Origin of the sequence: Amycolatopsis sp. WAC 01376 (genome assembly GCF_003947415.1) — a bacterium.
Lineage (GTDB): Bacteria > Actinomycetota > Actinomycetes > Mycobacteriales > Pseudonocardiaceae > Amycolatopsis.
On the sequence record NZ_QHKL01000002.1, the window covers coordinates 865,326 to 883,762 of the forward strand.

Genomic DNA, 18,437 nt, shown 5'->3' on the forward strand with positions numbered 1-18,437 from the left:
CGTCTTCATCGACCACCTCCATGCGGAAACGCTTTGTTGCCGGAGACGGTACGTGGTCTGGACCAATATGGGAAGCGTCACTACGTAGAGTGGTGATTTTCCTGCGAACGGCCTAATACGTTCGACAGCGTTAATCGTTCACTGGTTCACTGCCGTTCAGCGGCGGAATTCGTCCATTTCGCCGAGCCTGGCGATATTCGCGGATTCGTCGGGGTCGGGCAGCACGCCGGAAAGGAAGACCTCGGTGATTTCGACGGCCACGTCGGGGGCCAGCCGCTTGAGGCTCAGCGCCAGCACATTGGCGTCGTTCCACTTGCGCGCGCCGGCGGCGATCCAGGTGTCCCAGGCCAGTGCCGCGCGGACCCCGGGGACCTTGTTGGCCGCGATGGCCGTACCCGTCCCGGTCCAGCACATCACCACGCCGAAATCGGCCTCGCCCGCCACGACCGCCCTGCCGACCGCCGCGCCGAGTTCCGGCCAGACGTCCGACGTCGCCGGGCGGAACACCTCGTGGCCCGCCTCGGCGAGATACGCCTGGACGGCGTCGGTGGTGGCGTTGCGGTCGTCGGCGGCGAAGGCGATCCTCATGTCCGGATCGTAACGCCGCGTCGACGGGTGACGAACCGGAAGTCATGGGAGGATCGCGGCGTGGACTCGTCTGCGGAGGAGCGCCAGGTCCAGCGTGACCAGGAGATCGCACGGACCCGGATTCTCGACACCGCCGCCCGCCTCATCGGCGAGGCAGGCTTCGCCCGGCTCAAGATCGGCATGATCTGCGCCAGGACCGGCTACCCCAGCGGCGTCGTCTACCAGCTGTTCGGCTCGAAGGAGACGCTGGTCCAGCGGCTCGTCGAGTTCGCGGCGGAGAAGTTCGCCGACGTCTTCAGCGCCGCCGTCGCCACCCGGACCGGTGGGCTGACCCCGAGCCCGATGGACATGTTGCGCGCCCTGCTGGACATCTTCTTCGAGCTGCTCACCGACATGCCGCCGCTGAACCGGGCGTTCGTGGTGCTGTGGACGGACGCGACCGTCGGCGATCCCGCGGTGCGGTCGGCGATGACCGAGGCCGATCGCCGGTACCGGTTCGCCATCGCGCAGACCGTCGCCGCCGGGATCGCGGACGGCTCCATCAGCGGCGTCCGCGATCCGGACGCGTACGCGGCCGCGCTCGTGGGACAGCTGCGCGGAATCGCCGTGGCGGCGATCATCGATCCCGGCGGCATCGATCTGCGCGCCGTCCGCGCGGAGATGGAGTACGCCGTGGACCGGCTCGCCTAAACCTTCTTCAGTTCGGCCGCGCCGAAGGAAACGCTGAACCGTTCGCACCAGATGGTCACGCTCGAATACCGCGCCAGATCGGTGCCCGCCGGCAGCGTGTAGTTCTGGCTTCCCTTGTTGCCCTTGAGTTTCCCGGCGCTCACGTACGCGCCGTCGTCGAACACGAACCAGCCGCCCTTGCCGGGGATGACCGGCGCGTCGGTGAGCCAGACCCGCAGATCCGGTCCGTTGCTCGTGTCGAGATTCTCCAGGCGCAGCACCAGGGATCCGTCGGCCGCGCGCAGGATCCGGACGTCGCCGCTGGTCGTGTGCTCGTGGCTGATCAGTGCGCCGGTGGCCACGACCGCGGGCTCTTTCGGGGCGGGCGTGGCACTTCCGGAGGTCTGCACCGAGGGCTGCGCCGACGGCTGGGCCGCGACGGGCAGGGCTTCCTGGACCGTTTCGTTCACCCAGAGCTTCCACGGCTGGAACCAGTAGAGGCCCGCGGCCACCGCCACCACCAGTCCGACCGCCAGTACGGCGAGCACCCGCTTGCGTTTCATGGGGGACATTCAACCGCGCGAACCGTCCGGATCGCCCGGTTCGCCTGGTTACCGACTTCTTACGACGTGGGTCACGGCTGGGTGTCGGTGCCTTGACCCGGTTCACGCCGCTTGACACGATTGCCGAGCTGAAAAGGGCATATCGGACGGAGGCCCTCGATGGGTTCGGCGATGTTTTCCATTCTCCTGCCGATAGCGCTGGCGCTGGTCATGTTCGGGCTCGGGCTGACCCTGACCGTCGGCGACTTCACGCGCGTGCTGAAGTACCCGAAGGCCGCCGTCATTGCGCTGGTGTGCCAGATGATCGTGCTGCCCGTGATCTGCGTCGGCCTCATCATGCTGTTCGGGCTCGGCGGTGTGCTCGCGGTCGGCATGATGCTGCTCGTCGCCTCACCCGGTGGCACGTCGGCGAACCTGTTCAGTCACCTCGCCGGCGGCGACGTCGCCCTCAACGTCACACTCACGGCGATCAACTCCGTGCTGGCCGTGTTCACCTTGCCGCTGGTCGTCGGCCTGTCGATGGCCCAATTCCTCGACGGCAGTGCCACTGTCGGGCTCCAGCCCGCGAAGTTCGTGCAGGTGTTCGCGATCGTGCTGATCCCGGTCGTGATCGGGATGGCGGTGCGGCACCGGTTCACCGACTGGGCCGAGCGGATGCGCAAACCGGTCAAGATCGGCTCCGCCGTGGTGCTCGTCCTGGTGATCGCGGCGGCGATCGCGCAGGAGTTCCGGACACTGGTGGACAACATCTGGACGCTCGGGCCGGTGGCGCTGGCGCTCTCCGTGCTGAGTCTCGCGATCGGGTACTACGTGCCGCGGCTGTTCCGGGTGGACCGCGGGCAGTCGATCGCGTCCGCCATGGAGATCGGTGTCCACAACGCAACACTCGCCATCGCCGTCGCGATCTCCGTGCTCGGCGACAAGGCGATGGCCGTACCGGCCGGGATCTACGGCGTGCTCATGTTCCTCCCCGCCGGGATCGCGGCCTTCCTGTTGTCCCGCAGCAAGGTGAGCGCACCGGTCTGAGTTACGTCGGGGCGTGCCTCGTTTCCCCATCGGCGACCTCCTCGACGTGAACGGTGTCGCCGTCCATGTCCGCCAGGACGGCGCCGGGCCGCCGATACTGTTGTTGCACGGGTATTGCGGATCGGTGCACTGGTTCGACAGGCTCACCCTCGGCCTGGCCGCGCGACATCGGGTGATCCGGGTGGATCTGCTGGGGCACGGATGTACCGGTGGCTCTTCCGGTCTCGACGCGGCGTCGCAGGCACGCATGGTGGCAACCGTCCTCGACGCGTTGGACGTCGAGGACGTGCGGGTCGCCGGTCATTCCTTCGGTGCGGATGTCGCCTTGGCGCTGGCCGCGATTTCCCCGCGAGTCGGTTCCTTGGTCCTGATCGGACAGGCGCCGGACTACAGCTACGCGTCCTTTCCGCCGGGCAGTTCGGTGCTGCTGCCGATGGTCAGTGCTCTCGTGCGGGTCGTCGCCCATCGGCGGTGGATCCGGTTCGCGTCCCGGTTCCGGCGGGTGAGCTGGTTCGACGATCCGTTGCAGGACTTGGCCGATCACGCCGTCACCACGCCGGCGATGGCCCGGGTGGTTCTCGTGGAACGCGCGCGACTGCTCGCGTTTCGTCCTCTCGATGCGCAAGTGGCGGCCTTGGGCTTGCCGTGTCTGGTGATTCTCGGGCGGCGGGACCGTTTTTACGACTGTGAAAAGACTTTCGCCCGGTACTCGGCGGTCGGGGCTCGTGTGGAGGTCGTCGAGGGCGCCGGGCACTCGCCGTTCTTGGAGCGGCCAGGCGAGGTGGCTCGGTTACTTCGCGAGTTCCGGGCATAGCGGCCGACGCTCACGCGTGTCCGGATGGACGACACACGTGTCTGGATGGACGACACGCGTGATGGGATGGACGACACGCGGCGGAACGCGGTCGCGCGTGTGTCGTCCGACCAGTCACGCGTGTCGTCCGTCGGATCACGCGTGTCGTCCACTCAGTCACGCGAAACCACCTTGAGCGGCGCGTTCACACCTTCCCCAGTACAGGAAGGGGGCCTTCATGTACTTCAGGCGCCGGCGTCGCCGATCGCCTTGTCCAGGATCCCCAGCCCTTCCGCCAGTTCGTCCTCCGTCGCGGTCAACGGGGGAGCGATCCGGAAGACCCCACCCATTCCCGGCAACTGCACGATGTTCATGTGCAGCCCCAGTTCGAGACAGCGCCGGGTGACCAGGGCGCCCAGTTCGTCGGAGCTTTGCTTGGTGGCACGGTCCACGACGAGTTCCACGCCGACCAGCAGGCCGCGGCCGCGGATGTCGCCGACGACCGCGTGGCGGGTGGCGAGGTCGTCGAGGCCGCGGCGGAGGAAGGCGCCCAGTTCGGTGGCGCGTTCGTCGAGGCGGTCGCGGGTGAGGACGTCGAGCACGGTGTTCCCGACGGCCGCCACCAGCGGGTCCGCGACGTGCGTGGTGAAGAACAGGTAGCCGCGGTCATGTGCTTCCTGCTCGATTTCGGCGCTTGTGATCACCGCCGCCAGCGGCAGTCCCGCGCCGAGCGTCTTGGACAGCGTGAGGATGTCGGGGACGACGCCGTCGCGCTCGAAGGCGTACCAATTCCCCGTGCGGCACAAGCCGGTCTGTGCCTCGTCGAGGATCAGCAGCATCCCGCGTTCGCGGCACTTCTCTTGCAGAGCTGCGAAATAACCCACAGGCGGCTCGATGATCCCGCCCGAGCTGAGGATCGGTTCGACGACGCACGCTGCGAGGCTGCCGACGGACTGGGCGTCGATCATCTCGAAGCCGAAGTCCAGCTGCCGCTTCCAGTCCAGCTCCCCGTCCGGGGTGAGGAAGTCCGGCCGATAGGAATTCGGCGCGGGGATGGCGAAGTTGCCGGGCGCGGACGGGCCGTAACCCTTGCGGCCCGCGCTGTAGGTCGCGCTCGCCGCCGCGTGTGTCATCCCGTGCCACGACCTGGCGAACGACACGATCTCGTGCTTGCCCGTCACCAGTTTCGCCATCCGGATCGCGGCCTCGTTCGACTCCGCGCCGGTGGTCAGCAGCAACGCCTTTTCCAGCGGTGACGGCAAGGTCTCGGCCAGCCGTCGCGCGAGGTCGACGACGGGGCGGCTCAGCATCCCGCTGAACAGGTGGTCGAGCGAGCCGATCTGCCGCCGCACGGTCTCGACGATCTCGGGATGCGAATGCCCGAGGATCGCGCTCATCTGCCCGGAGGTGAAGTCGAGGATCCGCCGCCCGGACTCGGTGAACAGGTAGCTCCCGGCGGCGTGGTCGATGATCTCGCGGGTGAAGTCGCCGGCCCCGGCGTAGCGCACGAGGTGCCGGTCGGCGTCGGCCCAGAAACGGTCGGCGGTGGACAGGTCGGTGTGGGGAGCAGCCATGTCTCGACGGTAAATCCGACCCGAGCGACACGTCCAGCTCACGATTCCGGCTGTGCTGTTCGGCCGATCCGTACAACAATGGGTCCATGCTCAACCCCTGGAGGCTCGGCCTGCTGAGCAGGCTGGACACGCTCGGCACTGTCCGCGCGGTCGCGAAGGCGGCCAACCTGAGCGCGTCGAGCGTGTCCCAGCAGCTCGCGGTCCTCGAGGCCGAAACGCGGACCCAGCTGCTGGAACGCACCGGCCGCCGCGTCCGGCTGACCCCTGCCGGACGGATGCTCGCCCGCCGCGCGCGGGAGATCCTCGACCACATGGACACCGTGGAGGCCGAGCTGCGGGGTCTCGGCGAGGGACCGGCGGGGCTCGTCCGCCTCGGCGCCTTTCAAAGTTCGATCCACACCATCGCCGTCCCCGCGGTGAACCGGCTGGCGCGCTCACATCCGCGTCTCCAGATCGAACTCCTCGAACTCGAACCGCACGTGAGCATGCCCGCGCTCCGCGTCGGCGACGCCGAAGTCATCATCACCACCACGGACTTCGTCGAGCAGCCGCTGGGCCCCGACATCGAGCTCGTACCGCTCGCGACCGACCCGATCGTGCTCGTCGTCCCGCCCGGTCATCCGGCCGCGGGCCGGGGTCCTGCCGACCTCGCCGCCTACGCGAGCGAGCCATGGGCGTTCGACATCCCCCAGTCGTACATGGCGAACCTCGCCACCCGGCTCTGCCGCGAAGCCGGTTTCGAACCGCGCGTGATCGCCCGGTTCAGCAACTACATGATGACCTTGCAGCACGTCGAGGCCGGGCATTCGATCGCTCTCCTGCCCGGCCTCGCCGTCGACCGGCGCTACCGCGTCGTCACCCGTGAGCTCGCGACGCCGGTCGACCGAGCCATCACCGCGGCGATCAGGCGCGGGTCCGCGCCTCGCGCCGCCGCCGACCTGGTTCTCGAGGCGCTCCGGAGTCATCCGGAACTGCCGCTGTGAACCCGTGCCGTCGCGCCACCAGCACCACGGCCAGCGTCGGCACGAGCAGCACCAGGACACCCCACGGGAACGAACCGGCGCCGAAGCCGTCGAGGAGGACGCCGCCGGCGATCCCGCCGCCCGCCATCGCCGCGTTCCACAGGGTGACCAGCATGGCCTGCGCGATGTCCGCCGCGCCGCCCTTGTCGCCTGCTTGCGCGGCCGCGGTTTGCAGCAGTGTCGGGATCCCGCCCCAGCCGAGTCCCCACAGCGCCACGGCGACGTAGACCAGCGCCGGACTTTCGCCCAGTAGAGCCAAAATCGTCGCCCCGAGCGCTACGAGAAGCGTGCTCGCGACGGTCAGCGGGCGCAGCCGCCGGTCGATGAGGAGGCCGACCAACCAGATGCTGACCATCGACGCCAGCCCGAACACCAGCAGGATCCGATCCACCGATCCGCCCATCGACACGTGCTGGAGGAAGGCGGCGATGTAGGTGTACAGGATGTTGTGCGCCAGCACGAACGTCAGCGTCACGAACAGGACCGCGGCCACGCCCGGCACGGCGAGGGTCTTGCGCACCGGGAGCCTGCCGCCCTTGGCCTGCCCGGGGAAATCGGGGACCGCCAGCGTGATCCAGCCGAGCAGGACGAGCGCGAGCGCCGACATGAGCGAGAACGTCACCTGCCAGCCGAAGAGGCCGCCGAGGAAGGTGCCGGCGGGGATGCCGAGGGAGAGCGCGAGCGGGATGCCGGTCATCACGATGGCGATCGCCTTGCCCCGCACCGGTTCCGGCGCCAGCCGCCGGGCGTAACCGGTCAGCAGCGCCCAGACCACGCCCGCCGCGATCCCGGCGACGAACCGCGCGCCGAGCGTCAGTGGGTAGTTCGTGGACAGTGCCGTGACGGTGTTGGCGACGGCGAAACCGGCCACACCGGCCAGAAGCAAACGTTTGCGGCGCCAGCCCGCGGTGGCGGCGGAAAGGGGGATCGCGGTGAGCGCGGTGCCGATCGCGTACACCGTCACCAGCTGCCCTGTCGCCGCTTCGCCGACGCCGAGGCCGGCGCTCATCGCGGGCAGTACACCCGCGGGCAAGGCTTCGGTGAGGACGGTGACGAACGCCGCCGTGGTCAGCGCGAGCAAGGCGCCGAGCGGGAGTTTCGGAGTCATGATCCGTATGCTCGAACCATCACATAGATGTGAAGGTCAAGTCGGCCGGGGTGAGGTGGCGCACATGCGGATCGGGGAGCTGTCGGAGCGGACGGGGACGTCGCGACGTCTGCTGCGGTACTACGAAGAGCAGGGTCTCATCATCTCGGAGCGCCAGGCCAACGGCTATCGCGACTACGGCGAGTCTTCGGTGGACCGGGTCATCCAGGTCCGCGGCCTGCTCGACGCCGGGCTGCCGACCAGGATCATCAAGCAGATCCTGCCGTGCCTGGACAAACCCCGGCAGATCTACTTCCCGGACGCGACCAGGGAGATGCTCGAGACCCTGGAGGCCGAACGCGACCGGATGACCCGGCGTGCCGAATGCCTGCTGCGCAACCGGGACGCCATCACCGAGTACCTCGACGCCGTCCGCGCCTACGACCCGGCGTCCTGAGCCGGAGGGACTTTCCTCGCACGGCCTTGACAGGGTGAGAAAGCGCTTTCAGGATGTGGGCAGGAAAGCGCTTTCAAAGGAGAAACGGATGACCACGCGGAAACTCGGCGTCGTGATGAACGGCGTCACCGGGCGGATGGGCTATCGGCAGCACCTGGTGCGCTCGGTCCTGGCGATCAGGGAGGCCGGCGGGGTCGAGCTGGCCGATGGGTCGCGGGTCCAGCTGGAGCCGGTTTTGGTGGGGCGCAACGCGGACAAGCTCGAGGAGATCGCCACCAGGCACGGGCTCACCCGCTGGACCACCGACCTCGACGCCGCCCTCGGCGACGACGACCTCCCGCTCTACTTCGACGCGCAGCTGACCGCGGTCCGCGAGAAGTCGATCATCCGCGCCATCGACGCGGGCAAGCACATCTACACCGAGAAGCCGGTGGCCGAGTCGGTCGAAGGCGCGCTCGCGCTGGCACGGCACGCCGAGGCGGCCGGGGTCAAGAACGGCGTCGTCCACGACAAGCTGTATCTGCCCGGCCTGCTCAAGCTGAAGCGCCTGATCGACAGCGGCTTCTTCGGCCGGATCCTCTCCGTGCGCGGTGAGTTCGGGTACTGGGTCTTCGAGGGCGACTGGCAGGCGGCGCAGCGTCCCAGCTGGAACTACCGCGCCGAAGACGGCGGCGGCATCGTCGTCGACATGTTCTGCCACTGGAACTACGTGCTGGAGAACCTCTTCGGCGCCGTCAACGCAGTGACCGCGAAGGCCGTCACGCACATCCCGGAACGCGTCGACGAGAAGGGTGACCGGTACGCCGCGACAGCCGACGACTCCGCGTACGCGATCTTCGAGCTCGACGGCGGGATCATCGCCCAGCTCAACTCGTCCTGGTGTGTGCGGGTCCACCGCGACGAGCTGGTCGAGTTCCAGGTCGACGGCACCAAGGGCAGCGCGGTCGCCGGCCTGCACAAATGCGTCATCCAGCCGAGGGAGGCCACCCCGAAGCCGGTGTGGAACCCGGACCTCGCCGAGACGCGGTCGTACCGTTCGCAGTGGCAGGAAGTGCCGGACAACGAGGACTTCGGCAACGGTTTCCGCGCACAGTGGGAGCAGTTCGTCCGCCACGTCGTGGAGGACGCGCCGCACCCCTACGACTTCATGGCAGGGGTGCGCGGCATCCGGCTGGCGGAAGCCGGCCTGGAGTCGTCACGCGAGAACCGCCGGATCTCGCTGGGCTAACGGCCGAAAACCGCGCCCGGGTCTTCCGCGATCAACACGGAGATCTCCCGGATCTTGCGGTTCGTGTGCTGTGACGCCTCGGTGAGCCAGCGGAAGGCTTCTTCGGCGTTCAGCTCCAGACGTGCCATCACGATGCCCTTCGCGGTGGCGATGGCGTCCCTGGTCTCCAACGCGGCGACCAGGGTCTCCGCTTGTCGTTCGGCGGCGGCCCAGCGGGACGCGGTCAGGATGATCGCCGAGATCGCCGAGGTGAACATCGCGACCAGTGCCGCCTCGACCGGGTCGAAGGCGTTGTCCTCGAAGCTCCAGACATTGAGGGCACCGGCCAGCGACTCGGTCTCGCGCCGCTTGAGGTGGGAGTCGTCGGGAACGAACAGTGGACAGGACAGCGCGGTCCGCACGCCGAGCTGTTCGGCGGCGGCCGCGAAATCCGGCCAGCGTCCGGCCGCCTCGCCGCCCAACCGGGTCCGGACGATCGTGCCGCTCTCGGCGGCTTTCAGGCAGGGGCCCTCGTCCGCGCTGTACTGCGCCTTGTCCAGGGGCAGCAGCGATCCGTCGGTGGCGGCGACGGTGCTCGGCTCGTCGCCGGAGTACAGGGTGACCGTCGCTCCGTCCGCGCCCGGCAGCAGGCCGACCACCTTCTTCGCCACCCGTTCCAGCAACTCGTCGCGGGGCTCGTCGAGCCGCATCGACTCGGTGAGCTCCCGCAACGCCGAAGCGGTGTCGCGAAACTGATCCATCATGGCCCTTTCCCTCGGACGGCGGATTTCGCCGACCACCACGAACGTACTCGTTCCGGCTAGCCGGGCATTGGCCGATTCGGACTAACCCGTGGGCGGTGGCCCGCCGGTTCGGTGGTGATCAGGCCTTCGCCGCGGGTGAGCCCCGGCAGCTGCTGTTCGAACTTGGCGACCTCCCCCGCGGGGAGGACGCCCGTCAGTTCGGCCCGGTCGCCACGGGCCGCCGAACCGGTGACGGTCCCACCGCGTTCGACCAGCCGGGACAGCGTCGCGGTCACCGAGTCCGACGGCAGTTCCACCTCGATCCGGTTGACCGGTTCGAGCACCTCGGTCCCCGCCTCCCGGAGCGCTTCGTCCAGCGCGAGCGGGGTGACCTTGCGGAAGTCGCCCGCCGCGCTGACCGGGCTGAAGTAGCCGGTGTGGGTGACGGTCACCGTGCAGTCGATCACCTCCCTGCCGGAGGGGCCCCGCCGCAGCGTCGCGTCGACGGTCTCCTCGATGGCCTTGTGGAAGGCGAGCGGAAGAGAGCCGAGTTCGACGTCGAGGCCGAAGGTCAGCCCTGATCCGGGAGCGCCGGGGCCGACCCGCAGCCCGAGCGTCGCGAAGTACGGGTTCCGCTTCTCCGTGATGAGCCAGAGCGAGGATCCCGTGCCGACCGGCCGCTCGACGCAGATCGGCCGGGTGAGGCTGAATTCGACGTCGAGCCCGTGCTGTGTGGCGAGTGTCTCCGCGATGATCTCCTTCTGCACCTCGCCGTAGAGCCGCACCGAGATCCGGCGGGTCTCGTCGTCCTGCCGGACGGTGATCAGCGGATCCTGTTCCGCCAGTTCCTGCAAGGCCGCGAACACTGCGGGGGTGGCGGGGCTGACCACTGTTTCCAAGGCGGGCGGTGGAAACCGTGCTGTGGCGCCGTCGCCCTCGGCAACGCCGACGAGGTCGCCGATCCGGATCTCCTTGAGCCCGGTGACCTTGGCGATCTGACCGGCCCGCGCCCGGTCCTCGACGGTTTCGTCGCCGAGTTCGAAGACGTGCACCGCACTGACCTTCGCCTCCTTCGTGAGTCCCCGGCGATGGAACCGGACGTGGTCCCGCGCGCCGATCTCGCCGGAGAACACGCGGACGTAAGCGATCTTCTCGTGCGCGCGGCCGCGTTCGATCTTGAACACGGTGGCGCGCAGCCGGTCGTCCGGCACCGGTTTCGCCGCTCCGGCAAGGAATTCGCGGATACCGGTGGTCAGCTCGGCGATCCCTTCGCCGCTGCGCGCGGAACCGAAGAAGACGGGGGAGACGACGCCGAGCCGGGTCTGACGGACGACTTCGGCCCGGTAGTCCTCGGCCGTCACCGTGTCTTCGAGATACGCGGTGAGGAACGCGTCGCTGTGCTCGGCGAGCTGTTCGGCCAACGCGGGCGGCGGTGAGACCGGCCGGATCTTCGCGGCCGCCGTGCCGATGGCGTCGACTTCGGACAGTGGCACGCAGGTGACACCGAGGCGTTCGGTGAGGTCGCTCAGAAGGCCCTCGTACCTGGCACCTGCCCTGTCGACCTTGTTGGCGAAGATCAGCACGGGGATCCGCAGCCGCTTGAGCGCGTGCATGAGCACCCGGGTCTGCGCCTGCACCCCTTCGACGGCGGAAACGACGAGGACGACGCCGTCGAGCACCCGCAGCGCACGTTCGACCTCGGCGATGAAGTCCGGGTGGCCGGGCGTGTCGATCAGGTTGACGTGCAGCTCGCCGATGTGGAAGGCGACCACGGCCGAGCGGATGGTGATGCCGCGACGGCGTTCCAGCTCCATCGTGTCGGTGCGGGTGTCCCCGTCGTCGACGCGGCCGAGGGTTCCGATCGCGCCGGTGTGGTGGAGCAGGCGCTCCGTCAGGCTCGTCTTACCGGCGTCGACGTGGGCGAGAATTCCGATGTTCAGGTGATCCATGGATGAACGGCTCCAGGGCTGTCGAAAGGTCCGCAGGGCTCGGGGACTCGACAGCTCGGCGCACGCCGTTCTCCATCTTCTGAGGGAAACACCTGGTCAGGCCGGACGTTAGCAGCGTGTTTCCGGCCGGTCACGCGATTTAGGGCCGGGCGTTGACTTGCGCCGCCTCATGGGCTGTAATTCTTGAACATTTCAGCGCAAGAACATGACAAGAGTCAGGAAGATTCCGCTCAGTCCCCTCCCGGAACAGAGGAATGTCATGAGAACGAAGCGCCTTCTGACGCGTGCGGTGACGGTTGCCGCCCTGTCCCTCCTCCTCGCTCCACCCGCCATCGCGGCGAACGGCGCCCCAGTGCCGGCCGCCGTCGTGACTCCCGCCGCCGCCGAAGCCGCCGACGCGACGTACACGGCCAGTAGTCAGCTGCCGGGCTATGCCGTGTCGAACGTCGGGGACGGCAACCAGGCCACGTACTGGGAAAGCACGAACAACCAGTTCCCGCAGTGGATCCAGGCAGACCTCGGCGCGGCGACGAACATCGCCCGGCTCGTACTCAAACTGCCTTCTGGCTGGGAATCCCGCACCCAGACCTTCGCGGTGCAGGGCAGCGCGAACGGCACGAGCTTCAGCGACCTCGTGCCTTCTGCCGGGCACCGATTCGACCCGGCGACCGGCAACACGGTCACCCTCGACGTCACCGGGAACACCCGGTTCGTGCGGCTGAACATCACGGCCAACACCGGATGGCCCGCCGCCCAGCTCTCGGAGTTCGAGGTGCACGGCCCGGCGGGCGGGGACACGCAACCGCCGTCCGCACCGGGGAATCTCACCTATACCGAGCCTTCGAGCGGCAAGATCCGGCTCACTTGGTCGGCTTCGACCGACAACACCGGTGTCACGGGCTACGACGTCTACGCCAACGGGCAGCTTCGCGGCAGTGGCGCGGGTGACGTCCTGACCTACACCGACGACCAGCCGGACAGCGCGACGGTCGCGTACGCCGTGCGCGCTCGCGACGCGGCGGGCAATCAGTCGGCGAGCAGCGGCACCGTGACCAGGACCGGTACTCGGGCCGGGACGAATCTCGCGCTGGGCAAACCGATCACGGCGTCCTCGGTGCAGCACGGTTACGTCGCGGCCAACGCCAACGACGACTCCGTGACCACCTATTGGGAGGGCGCGGCGTACCCGAACCAGCTGACCGTGGCGCTCGGGTCCAACGCCGACCTCGACCGGGTCGTGGTCAAGCTCAACCCGGATCCGGCCTGGGCACAGCGCACGCAGACGATCGCCGTCGAAGGGCGTGACCAGGGCGCGGCCGCGTTCACCACGCTGGTGCCCGCGCAGACGTACACCTTCACTCCTTCGAGCGGGAACACCGTGACGATCCCGGTCGGTGGCCGCGCCGCCGACATCCGCCTGCGGATCACCGCCAACTCCGGCGCTCCCGGCGGCCAGGCCGCGGAATTCCAGGTCTTCGGCGTTCCCGCGCCGAACCCCGACCTGACCGTTTCGGGCGTGTCCTGGTCGCCTCAGAACCCGGTGGAGACCGACGCGATCACCGTGTCGGCGACGGTCCGCAACGCCGGGACCGCGGCCTCGGGCGCGACGGACGTGAACCTCTACCTGGGCACGACGAAGGTCGGCACCGCACCGGTCGGCGCTCTCGCGGGGGGAGCGTCGGCGACGGTGTCGGCGGACATCGGCACCAGGGAGGCGGGCAGCCACCAGCTCACCGCGAAGGTGGACGAGGCCAACACCGTTGTCGAGCAGGACGAGAGCAACAACTCCTACACCGGTTCGACGGCACTCGTCGTCAGCCCGGTGCAGAGCTCCGACCTCGTCGCGGCCACCGCTTGGTCGCCGGGCAATCCGACGGCGGGTGACACCGTGACCTTCACCGCCACGGTGCGCAACCAGGGCACGGTCGCTTCGGCGGGCGGCGCCCACGGCGTCACGGTGACGATCACCGATCAGAACGGTGTCGTCGTCAAGACACTCACCGGCTCGTACACCGGCGCGATCGCCGCCGGGGCCACCGCGCCGCCGGTGAACGCCGGCACCTGGACCGCCGGAAACGGCCGGTACACGGTCAAAACGGTCGTCGCGAACGACACCAACGAGCTGCCCGCCAAACAGGGCAACAACACGAGCACGCAGGCGCTGTTCGTCGGCCGCGGCGCGAACATGCCCTACGACATGTACGAGGCCGAGGACGGTGTGGTCGCGGGCGGCGCGTCCGTGATCGGCCCGAACCGCAAGATCGGTGATCTCGCGGGCGAGGCGTCGGGTCGTAAAGCCGTGACGCTGAACTCGACCGGCTCCTCGGTCGAGTTCACCACCCGCGCGGCCACGAACACCCTGGTGACCCGGTTCTCGATGCCGGACGCCGCGGGTGGTGGCGGGCAGAACTCGACGCTTAACGTCTACGTCGACGGCACGTTCCTGAAAGCCATCGACCTGACTTCGCGCCACGCCTGGCTTTACGGCCCCGAAGCCTCTCCGCAGAACTCTCCGGGAGCCGGGCCCGCTCGCCACATCTACGACGAGGCCAGCATGCTGCTCGGCACCACGGTGCCCGCCGGGCACCGGATCAAGCTGCAGAAGGACGACGGCAACGGCTTGAACTACGCGATCGACTTCGTGAACTTCGAGCTGGCCACCGCGGCCGCGAACCCAGACCCGGCGCGCTACGCCGTCCCGGCCGGATTCACGCAGCAGGACGTGCAGGCCGCGCTGGACAAGGTCCGCCAGGACCCGAACCTCACCGGTGTCTTCCTGCCGCCGGGGCAGTACCCGATGACCGGCAAGGTCACCGTGTACGGCAAGCCGGTCACGGTGCTCGGCGCCGGGCCCTGGTTCACCAGGTTCACCGCGCCCGCCGGGCAGGAGAACACCGACATCGGGTTCGACGCGCAGGCGAGCGCGAGCGGTTCGACGTTCGGCGGGTTCGCCGTGTTCGGGAACTACACCTCCCGCATCGACGGCCCCGGCAAGGTCTTCAACTTCACGAACGTCACGAACATGACCATCGACGACATCTGGGTGGAGCACCAGATGTGCCTGCTCTGGGCGACCAATGTGGACAACACGACGGTGAAGAACTCGCGCATCCGCGACATGTTCGCCGACGGCGTCAACTTCACCAACGGCAGTACGGGAAACCGGGTCACCAACAACGAGGCCCGCTCCACCGGCGACGACAGTTTCGCGCTGTTCGCCGCCACGGACCTCAATGCCGGCAACCAGTACGACAACGTGTTCGAGAACCTGACAGTGCTGCTTCCGTGGCGCGCGGCCGGGCTGGCGGTGTACGGCGGGCACAGCAACACCTTCCGCAACCTCTACATCGCGGACACGCTGACGTACTCGGGGATCACCATCAGCTCGCTCGACTTCGGCTACCCGTTCCTCGGGTTCGGCCCGCGGCCGACGACCGTCCAGAACGTCTCGCTGGTCCGCGCCGGCGGCCATTTCTGGGGACAGCAGACGTTCCCCGCGATCTGGCTGTTCTCCGCGTCCAAGGAGTTCCGCGGTATCCGGGTGTCCGATGTGGACATCCAAAGCCCGACGTACAGCGGCATCATGTTCCAGACCAAGTACACCGGCAACCGGCCGGAGAACCCGGTCGAGGACACGGTGCTGACGAACGTGTCGATCACCGGCGCGCACCGCAGCGGTGACGAGTTCGACGCGAAGTCGGGGATCGGGATCTGGGTCAACGAACTGCCGGAACCGGGCCAGGGCCCGGCCGTCGGCTCGGCGACGTTCACCGGGCTCACCCTGAGCGACAACGCCGAGGACATCAGGAACAAGACGAGCACGTTCACGATCAGTCGGAACTGAGCGACCGCCTCGTGAGTGGTAAGTGACGTTCTAACGACACTTACCACTCACGAGGTCCAGTACCGGCGATGTCACGTGATCTGCCGCCCAATCACGCGTGTCGTCCATCCAGTCACGCGTGTCGTCCGTTCAATCACGCGAAACCGCCACTCGAGCTCCCGGCAGCACGTACCTGAGCCACCTGCGGTCCAACCGTCCTTACCACTCGCGAGGCACGTTGCTGAAGTGCGGAATCCGTGCTTCACTCTTTGGCGTGCCGTACCGACGCACCCCGAAGACGCAGGCAAGACTGGACTCCCAGCGAGGGGAGATCCTGGTCGCGGCCATCGCGCTGCTGGCCGAGACCGGCTACGCGGGCTGCTCCATGGCCGCGGTCGCGGCGCGGGCGGGCGTCGGCACCGGCAGCGTGTACCGGCAGTTCCCGTCGAAGGCCGACCTCGTCGTCGAGGTCTTCCGCGAGGTGGTCTCCCGGGAGGTCGACGCCGTCGAAGCCGCCGCGTCCGAAGGCGACGTCCGGGAGCGGGTGGTCGCGGTGATCGAGACCTTCGCCGGCCGGGCGTTGAAGGCACCGAGGCTGGCGTACGCGTTGCTGGCCGAACCGGTCGACGCCGTCGTGGAGGCCGAACGGCTCGTCTTCCGCCGCGCGTTCCGCGAGGTCATCGCGAGGAACATCGCCGACGGCGTCCAAAAAGGACTGCTGCCGCGGCAGGACGCGGAAGCGACCGCCGCGGCGCTCGTCGGCGCGGGGGCGGAAATGCTGGTCGGGCCGCTGGCCGGGGAAAGCGGGCCGGACACGATCCCGCATCTGGTCACGTTCACCCTTCGGGCGCTGGGAGGCTCCGATGGAGCTTGAGACGCTCACTTACCGCGTCGAAGACCGGAAGGCCTATCTGACGTTGAACCGCCCCGAGCGGCTCAACGCGATCAACGACGTCATGCCCGGCGAGATCCGGCAGGCCGTGGAGCTGGCGAACGAGGACGACGCTGTCCGCGTGATCGTGGTGCGCGGCGAAGGCCGGTCCTTCTGCGCCGGATACGACCTCAAACAGTTCGCGGAGGAAGACGCCGAAGGCCGCTGGAACCAGGGCCCGGTCTGGGATCCGGTCAAGGACTACCGGGTGATGAAGCGCAACACCGACGACTTCTTCAGCCTGTGGCGGTCGCTGAAGCCCACCATCTGCCAGGTGCAGGGACACGCGATCGCCGGCGGCAGCGACATCGCGCTGTCGTGCGACGTGCTGATCATGGCGGCCGACGCGCGCATCGGCTATCCGCCCGCACGGGTGTGGGGCTGCCCGACGACGGGGATGTGGGTGTACCGCGTCGGCGCTCAGCGCGCGAAGCGGATGCTGCTCACCGGAGACACCATCGACGGCACCACTGCTGCGGAGTGGGGACTCGCGCTCGAGGCGGTGGAGCCCGGACGGCTCGAAGCCGCCGTCGAGGAACTGGCCGACCGGATGGCGGGAGTGCCGACGAACCAGCTTGTAATGCAGAAGCTGATGATCAACCAGGCCTACGACAACATGGGCCTCTCCGGCACGCAGACGCTCGCGACGCTTTTCGACGGCATCACCCGGCACACCCCGGAAGGCCGCTGGTTCCGCGAATTCGCCGAACGCGATGGTTTCCACGAGGCGGTGGCCTACCGCGATTCCGGACAGGTCATCCCGGACGGTGGCGGACCGCTGCCGGAGCACACGGATCCGAGGAGGTCGTCTTGACCGCGAACGCCGAAAGCGAACGTGTCGCCGAGCGCCTGCAGCGCTCCTCCGCACGGCTTTCCTACGACCCGGACGTCGACGTCGACTGGCTGGCACCGCTGGTCGAAGGAGCGTACGGCAAGGCCCCGGAACGATGTTCCTTGTACGGCACCGAATTGTGGGAACGTCTCGACGAAAGTCAGCGCGCCGAGCTGAGCCGTCAGGAGGCCGCGGCCGCCGCGGCGTCGGGTATCTGGTTCGAGCTGATCCTCATGCAGGGCCTCGTGCGCCACGTCTACAACAGCGACCCGACGACGCACAACGCCCAGTACGCGCTCACCGAGATCGCCGACGAATGCCGTCACAGCACCATGTTCGCCCGCTCGATCGTGAAGAGCGGCGGCGTCGTCCGGCGCCCGAGCCGCTCGGCGCACCGCGCGGGCAAGGTGTTCGGCGCGATCTGCGGTCCGGCGTTGCTGTTCGCCGGGGCCATCTACGTCGAAGAACTCGCCGACGGCATGCAGCGCGAGATGATGCGTGACTCCAGCCTGCAACCGATGACCCGGATGATCTCCCGGATCCACGTCATCGAAGAGGCACGCCACATCAGCTTCGCGAAGGACGAATTGGGCCGGGCCTGGGCAAGGCACGGCCGCGTCGGCCGCGAACTGATCCGCTGGGCGATCGCCAGCATGGCCTACGTCGCGACGTCGGAGCTGTTGCACCCCAAGGCATACACCGCTGTCGGACTCGATCCCCGCGAAGCCCGCCAGGTCGCCGCCGCGAATCCGCACTGGCGCCGGACCAAGGCGTCGTGGGCGGCCAAGGCCGTCGAACACTTCACCGAGATCGGCCTCATCGGCGGCCAGAGCCGCCGGCTCTGGCGCCGCGCCGGCGTCCTCGACTGAACAAGGAAGGCAACTCCATGTCCTCACGCACCGGCAAGGTCCTCGGCCTCGGCATCGCCGCGACCGGTCTCGCCCACTTCGCCGCTCCGGCGGCCTTCGAGCCCGTCACGCGGATGGCCTTCGCCGACGACGTCCGCAACTGGACCTACCGCAACGGCGCCACCGAAGTCGCCATCGGCCTGGCGATCGCGGCCCGCCCCACCAGGAAGGCCGGGTTCGCCGGACTGGCCGTCTACGCCGGTTGGCTGGCGAAGCGAGTCCTCGCCCGGCGCTGACCTGCCGCCGGGACGAAGCTGCCGTCACC

The 18,437-nt window shown here is 68.4% G+C and carries 17 protein-coding genes; 11 read left to right on the plus strand and 6 right to left on the minus strand.

The genetic code is table 11. The features are described from left to right. Window positions 1–156: 156 nt before the first annotated feature. On the minus strand, window positions 157–588 hold the full coding sequence (locus tag DMH03_RS13380; RefSeq protein ID WP_125792305.1) for an RpiB/LacA/LacB family sugar-phosphate isomerase: 432 nt from the start codon (window positions 586–588) through the stop codon (window positions 157–159). Between the two features lie 60 nt (window positions 589–648). On the opposite strand from DMH03_RS13380, the gene DMH03_RS13385 reads away from it, so the two are divergent. After that, window positions 649–1,278, plus strand: a complete 630-nt coding sequence (locus DMH03_RS13385; RefSeq protein ID WP_125792306.1) for a TetR/AcrR family transcriptional regulator — start codon at window positions 649–651, stop codon at window positions 1,276–1,278. Here DMH03_RS13385 and DMH03_RS13390 read toward each other — a convergent pair. Next, window positions 1,275–1,820: a DM13 domain-containing protein gene (locus DMH03_RS13390; RefSeq protein WP_125792307.1), complete on the minus strand. Its 546-nt coding sequence runs from the start codon at window positions 1,818–1,820 to the stop codon at window positions 1,275–1,277. The genes DMH03_RS13385 and DMH03_RS13390 overlap by 4 nt on opposite strands. Window positions 1,821–1,979: 159 nt before the next feature. Here DMH03_RS13390 and DMH03_RS13395 point away from each other — a divergent pair, with 159 nt between their 5' ends. Together DMH03_RS13395 and DMH03_RS13400 are read left to right on the plus strand one after the other, a co-directional pair. Beyond that, entirely contained in the window at window positions 1,980–2,846 is an 867-nt protein-coding gene (locus tag DMH03_RS13395) for a bile acid:sodium symporter family protein (RefSeq protein WP_125792308.1), read from the plus strand. A gap of 13 nt (window positions 2,847–2,859) precedes the next feature. Beyond that, window positions 2,860–3,660, plus strand: a complete 801-nt coding sequence (locus DMH03_RS13400; RefSeq protein WP_125792309.1) for an alpha/beta fold hydrolase — start codon at window positions 2,860–2,862, stop codon at window positions 3,658–3,660. 224 nt (window positions 3,661–3,884) lie between these two features. Here the strand turns inward: DMH03_RS13400 and DMH03_RS13405 are convergent, their stop codons facing one another. Continuing rightward, window positions 3,885–5,213 carry an aspartate aminotransferase family protein gene (locus tag DMH03_RS13405; RefSeq protein ID WP_125792310.1) on the minus strand — a complete coding sequence of 443 codons (1,329 nt, stop codon included), beginning with the start codon at window positions 5,211–5,213 and terminating at the stop codon, window positions 3,885–3,887. Window positions 5,214–5,299: 86 nt separating this feature from the next. On the opposite strand from DMH03_RS13405, the gene DMH03_RS13410 reads away from it, so the two are divergent. After that, the gene (locus DMH03_RS13410; protein ID WP_125792311.1) at window positions 5,300–6,196 is read left to right on the plus strand and encodes a LysR family transcriptional regulator; all 897 of its coding nucleotides are present in this window, start codon (window positions 5,300–5,302) and stop codon (window positions 6,194–6,196) included. Here DMH03_RS13410 and DMH03_RS13415 read toward each other — a convergent pair. Continuing rightward, complete coding sequence (locus tag DMH03_RS13415; protein ID WP_125792312.1) at window positions 6,117–7,343, minus strand: MFS transporter; 1,227 nt, start codon at window positions 7,341–7,343, stop codon at window positions 6,117–6,119. The two genes, DMH03_RS13410 and DMH03_RS13415, sit on opposite strands and share 80 nt — an antisense overlap. 64 nt (window positions 7,344–7,407) lie before the next feature. On the opposite strand from DMH03_RS13415, the gene DMH03_RS13420 reads away from it, so the two are divergent. Together DMH03_RS13420 and DMH03_RS13425 are read left to right on the plus strand one after the other, a co-directional pair. Continuing rightward, window positions 7,408–7,779 carry a MerR family transcriptional regulator gene (locus DMH03_RS13420; protein WP_125786897.1) on the plus strand — a complete coding sequence of 124 codons (372 nt, stop codon included), beginning with the start codon at window positions 7,408–7,410 and terminating at the stop codon, window positions 7,777–7,779. A gap of 88 nt (window positions 7,780–7,867) precedes the next feature. Continuing rightward, window positions 7,868–9,007: a Gfo/Idh/MocA family protein gene (locus DMH03_RS13425; RefSeq protein ID WP_125792313.1), complete on the plus strand. Its 1,140-nt coding sequence runs from the start codon at window positions 7,868–7,870 to the stop codon at window positions 9,005–9,007. On the opposite strand, the gene DMH03_RS13430 is transcribed toward DMH03_RS13425, so the two are convergent. After that, on the minus strand, window positions 9,004–9,747 hold the full coding sequence (locus DMH03_RS13430) for a GAF and ANTAR domain-containing protein (RefSeq protein ID WP_125792918.1): 744 nt from the start codon (window positions 9,745–9,747) through the stop codon (window positions 9,004–9,006). The genes DMH03_RS13425 and DMH03_RS13430 overlap by 4 nt on opposite strands. Window positions 9,748–9,806: 59 nt before the next feature. Further along, the gene (locus DMH03_RS13435) at window positions 9,807–11,678 is read right to left on the minus strand and encodes a translation factor GTPase family protein (RefSeq protein WP_125792314.1); all 1,872 of its coding nucleotides are present in this window, start codon (window positions 11,676–11,678) and stop codon (window positions 9,807–9,809) included. A 259-nt stretch (window positions 11,679–11,937) separates the two neighbouring features. Here DMH03_RS13435 and DMH03_RS13440 point away from each other — a divergent pair, with 259 nt between their 5' ends. The 5 genes from DMH03_RS13440 (at window position 11,938) to DMH03_RS13460 (ending at window position 18,408) form a co-directional block, all read left to right on the plus strand. Continuing rightward, window positions 11,938–15,522 carry a CARDB domain-containing protein gene (locus DMH03_RS13440; RefSeq protein WP_125792315.1) on the plus strand — a complete coding sequence of 1,195 codons (3,585 nt, stop codon included), beginning with the start codon at window positions 11,938–11,940 and terminating at the stop codon, window positions 15,520–15,522. A gap of 253 nt (window positions 15,523–15,775) precedes the next feature. Next, window positions 15,776–16,375 carry a TetR/AcrR family transcriptional regulator gene (locus DMH03_RS13445; RefSeq protein ID WP_125792316.1) on the plus strand — a complete coding sequence of 200 codons (600 nt, stop codon included), beginning with the start codon at window positions 15,776–15,778 and terminating at the stop codon, window positions 16,373–16,375. Then, window positions 16,365–17,246: a crotonase/enoyl-CoA hydratase family protein gene (locus tag DMH03_RS13450; protein ID WP_125792317.1), complete on the plus strand. Its 882-nt coding sequence runs from the start codon at window positions 16,365–16,367 to the stop codon at window positions 17,244–17,246. Before DMH03_RS13445 ends, DMH03_RS13450 begins: the two co-directional genes overlap by 11 nt. Next, the gene (locus DMH03_RS13455) at window positions 17,243–18,133 is read left to right on the plus strand and encodes a diiron oxygenase (protein WP_125792318.1); all 891 of its coding nucleotides are present in this window, start codon (window positions 17,243–17,245) and stop codon (window positions 18,131–18,133) included. The genes DMH03_RS13450 and DMH03_RS13455 overlap by 4 nt, the downstream gene beginning before the upstream one ends. 17 nt (window positions 18,134–18,150) lie before the next feature. Continuing rightward, window positions 18,151–18,408: a hypothetical protein gene (locus DMH03_RS13460; protein WP_125792319.1), complete on the plus strand. Its 258-nt coding sequence runs from the start codon at window positions 18,151–18,153 to the stop codon at window positions 18,406–18,408. The last annotated feature ends 29 nt before the right edge of the window (window positions 18,409–18,437 follow it).

Bases quoted from the DNA above. Each gene is read 5' to 3' on its own strand.
- DMH03_RS13420 (WP_125786897.1), top strand. From the start codon at position 7,408: ATGCGGATCGGGGAGCTGTCGGAGCGGACGGGGACGTCGCGACGTCTG.
- DMH03_RS13380 (WP_125792305.1), bottom strand. From the start codon at position 588: ATGAGGATCGCCTTCGCCGCCGACGACCGCAACGCCACCACCGACGCC.
- DMH03_RS13425 (WP_125792313.1), top strand. From the start codon at position 7,868: ATGACCACGCGGAAACTCGGCGTCGTGATGAACGGCGTCACCGGGCGG.
- DMH03_RS13390 (WP_125792307.1), bottom strand. From the start codon at position 1,820: ATGAAACGCAAGCGGGTGCTCGCCGTACTGGCGGTCGGACTGGTGGTG.
- DMH03_RS13395 (WP_125792308.1), top strand. From the start codon at position 1,980: ATGGGTTCGGCGATGTTTTCCATTCTCCTGCCGATAGCGCTGGCGCTG.
- DMH03_RS13435 (WP_125792314.1), bottom strand. From the start codon at position 11,678: ATGGATCACCTGAACATCGGAATTCTCGCCCACGTCGACGCCGGTAAG.
- DMH03_RS13460 (WP_125792319.1), top strand. From the start codon at position 18,151: ATGTCCTCACGCACCGGCAAGGTCCTCGGCCTCGGCATCGCCGCGACC.
- DMH03_RS13430 (WP_125792918.1), bottom strand. From the start codon at position 9,747: ATGGATCAGTTTCGCGACACCGCTTCGGCGTTGCGGGAGCTCACCGAG.
- DMH03_RS13410 (WP_125792311.1), top strand. From the start codon at position 5,300: ATGCTCAACCCCTGGAGGCTCGGCCTGCTGAGCAGGCTGGACACGCTC.
- DMH03_RS13415 (WP_125792312.1), bottom strand. From the start codon at position 7,343: ATGACTCCGAAACTCCCGCTCGGCGCCTTGCTCGCGCTGACCACGGCG.
- DMH03_RS13405 (WP_125792310.1), bottom strand. From the start codon at position 5,213: ATGGCTGCTCCCCACACCGACCTGTCCACCGCCGACCGTTTCTGGGCC.
- DMH03_RS13450 (WP_125792317.1), top strand. From the start codon at position 16,365: ATGGAGCTTGAGACGCTCACTTACCGCGTCGAAGACCGGAAGGCCTAT.
- DMH03_RS13440 (WP_125792315.1), top strand. From the start codon at position 11,938: ATGAGAACGAAGCGCCTTCTGACGCGTGCGGTGACGGTTGCCGCCCTG.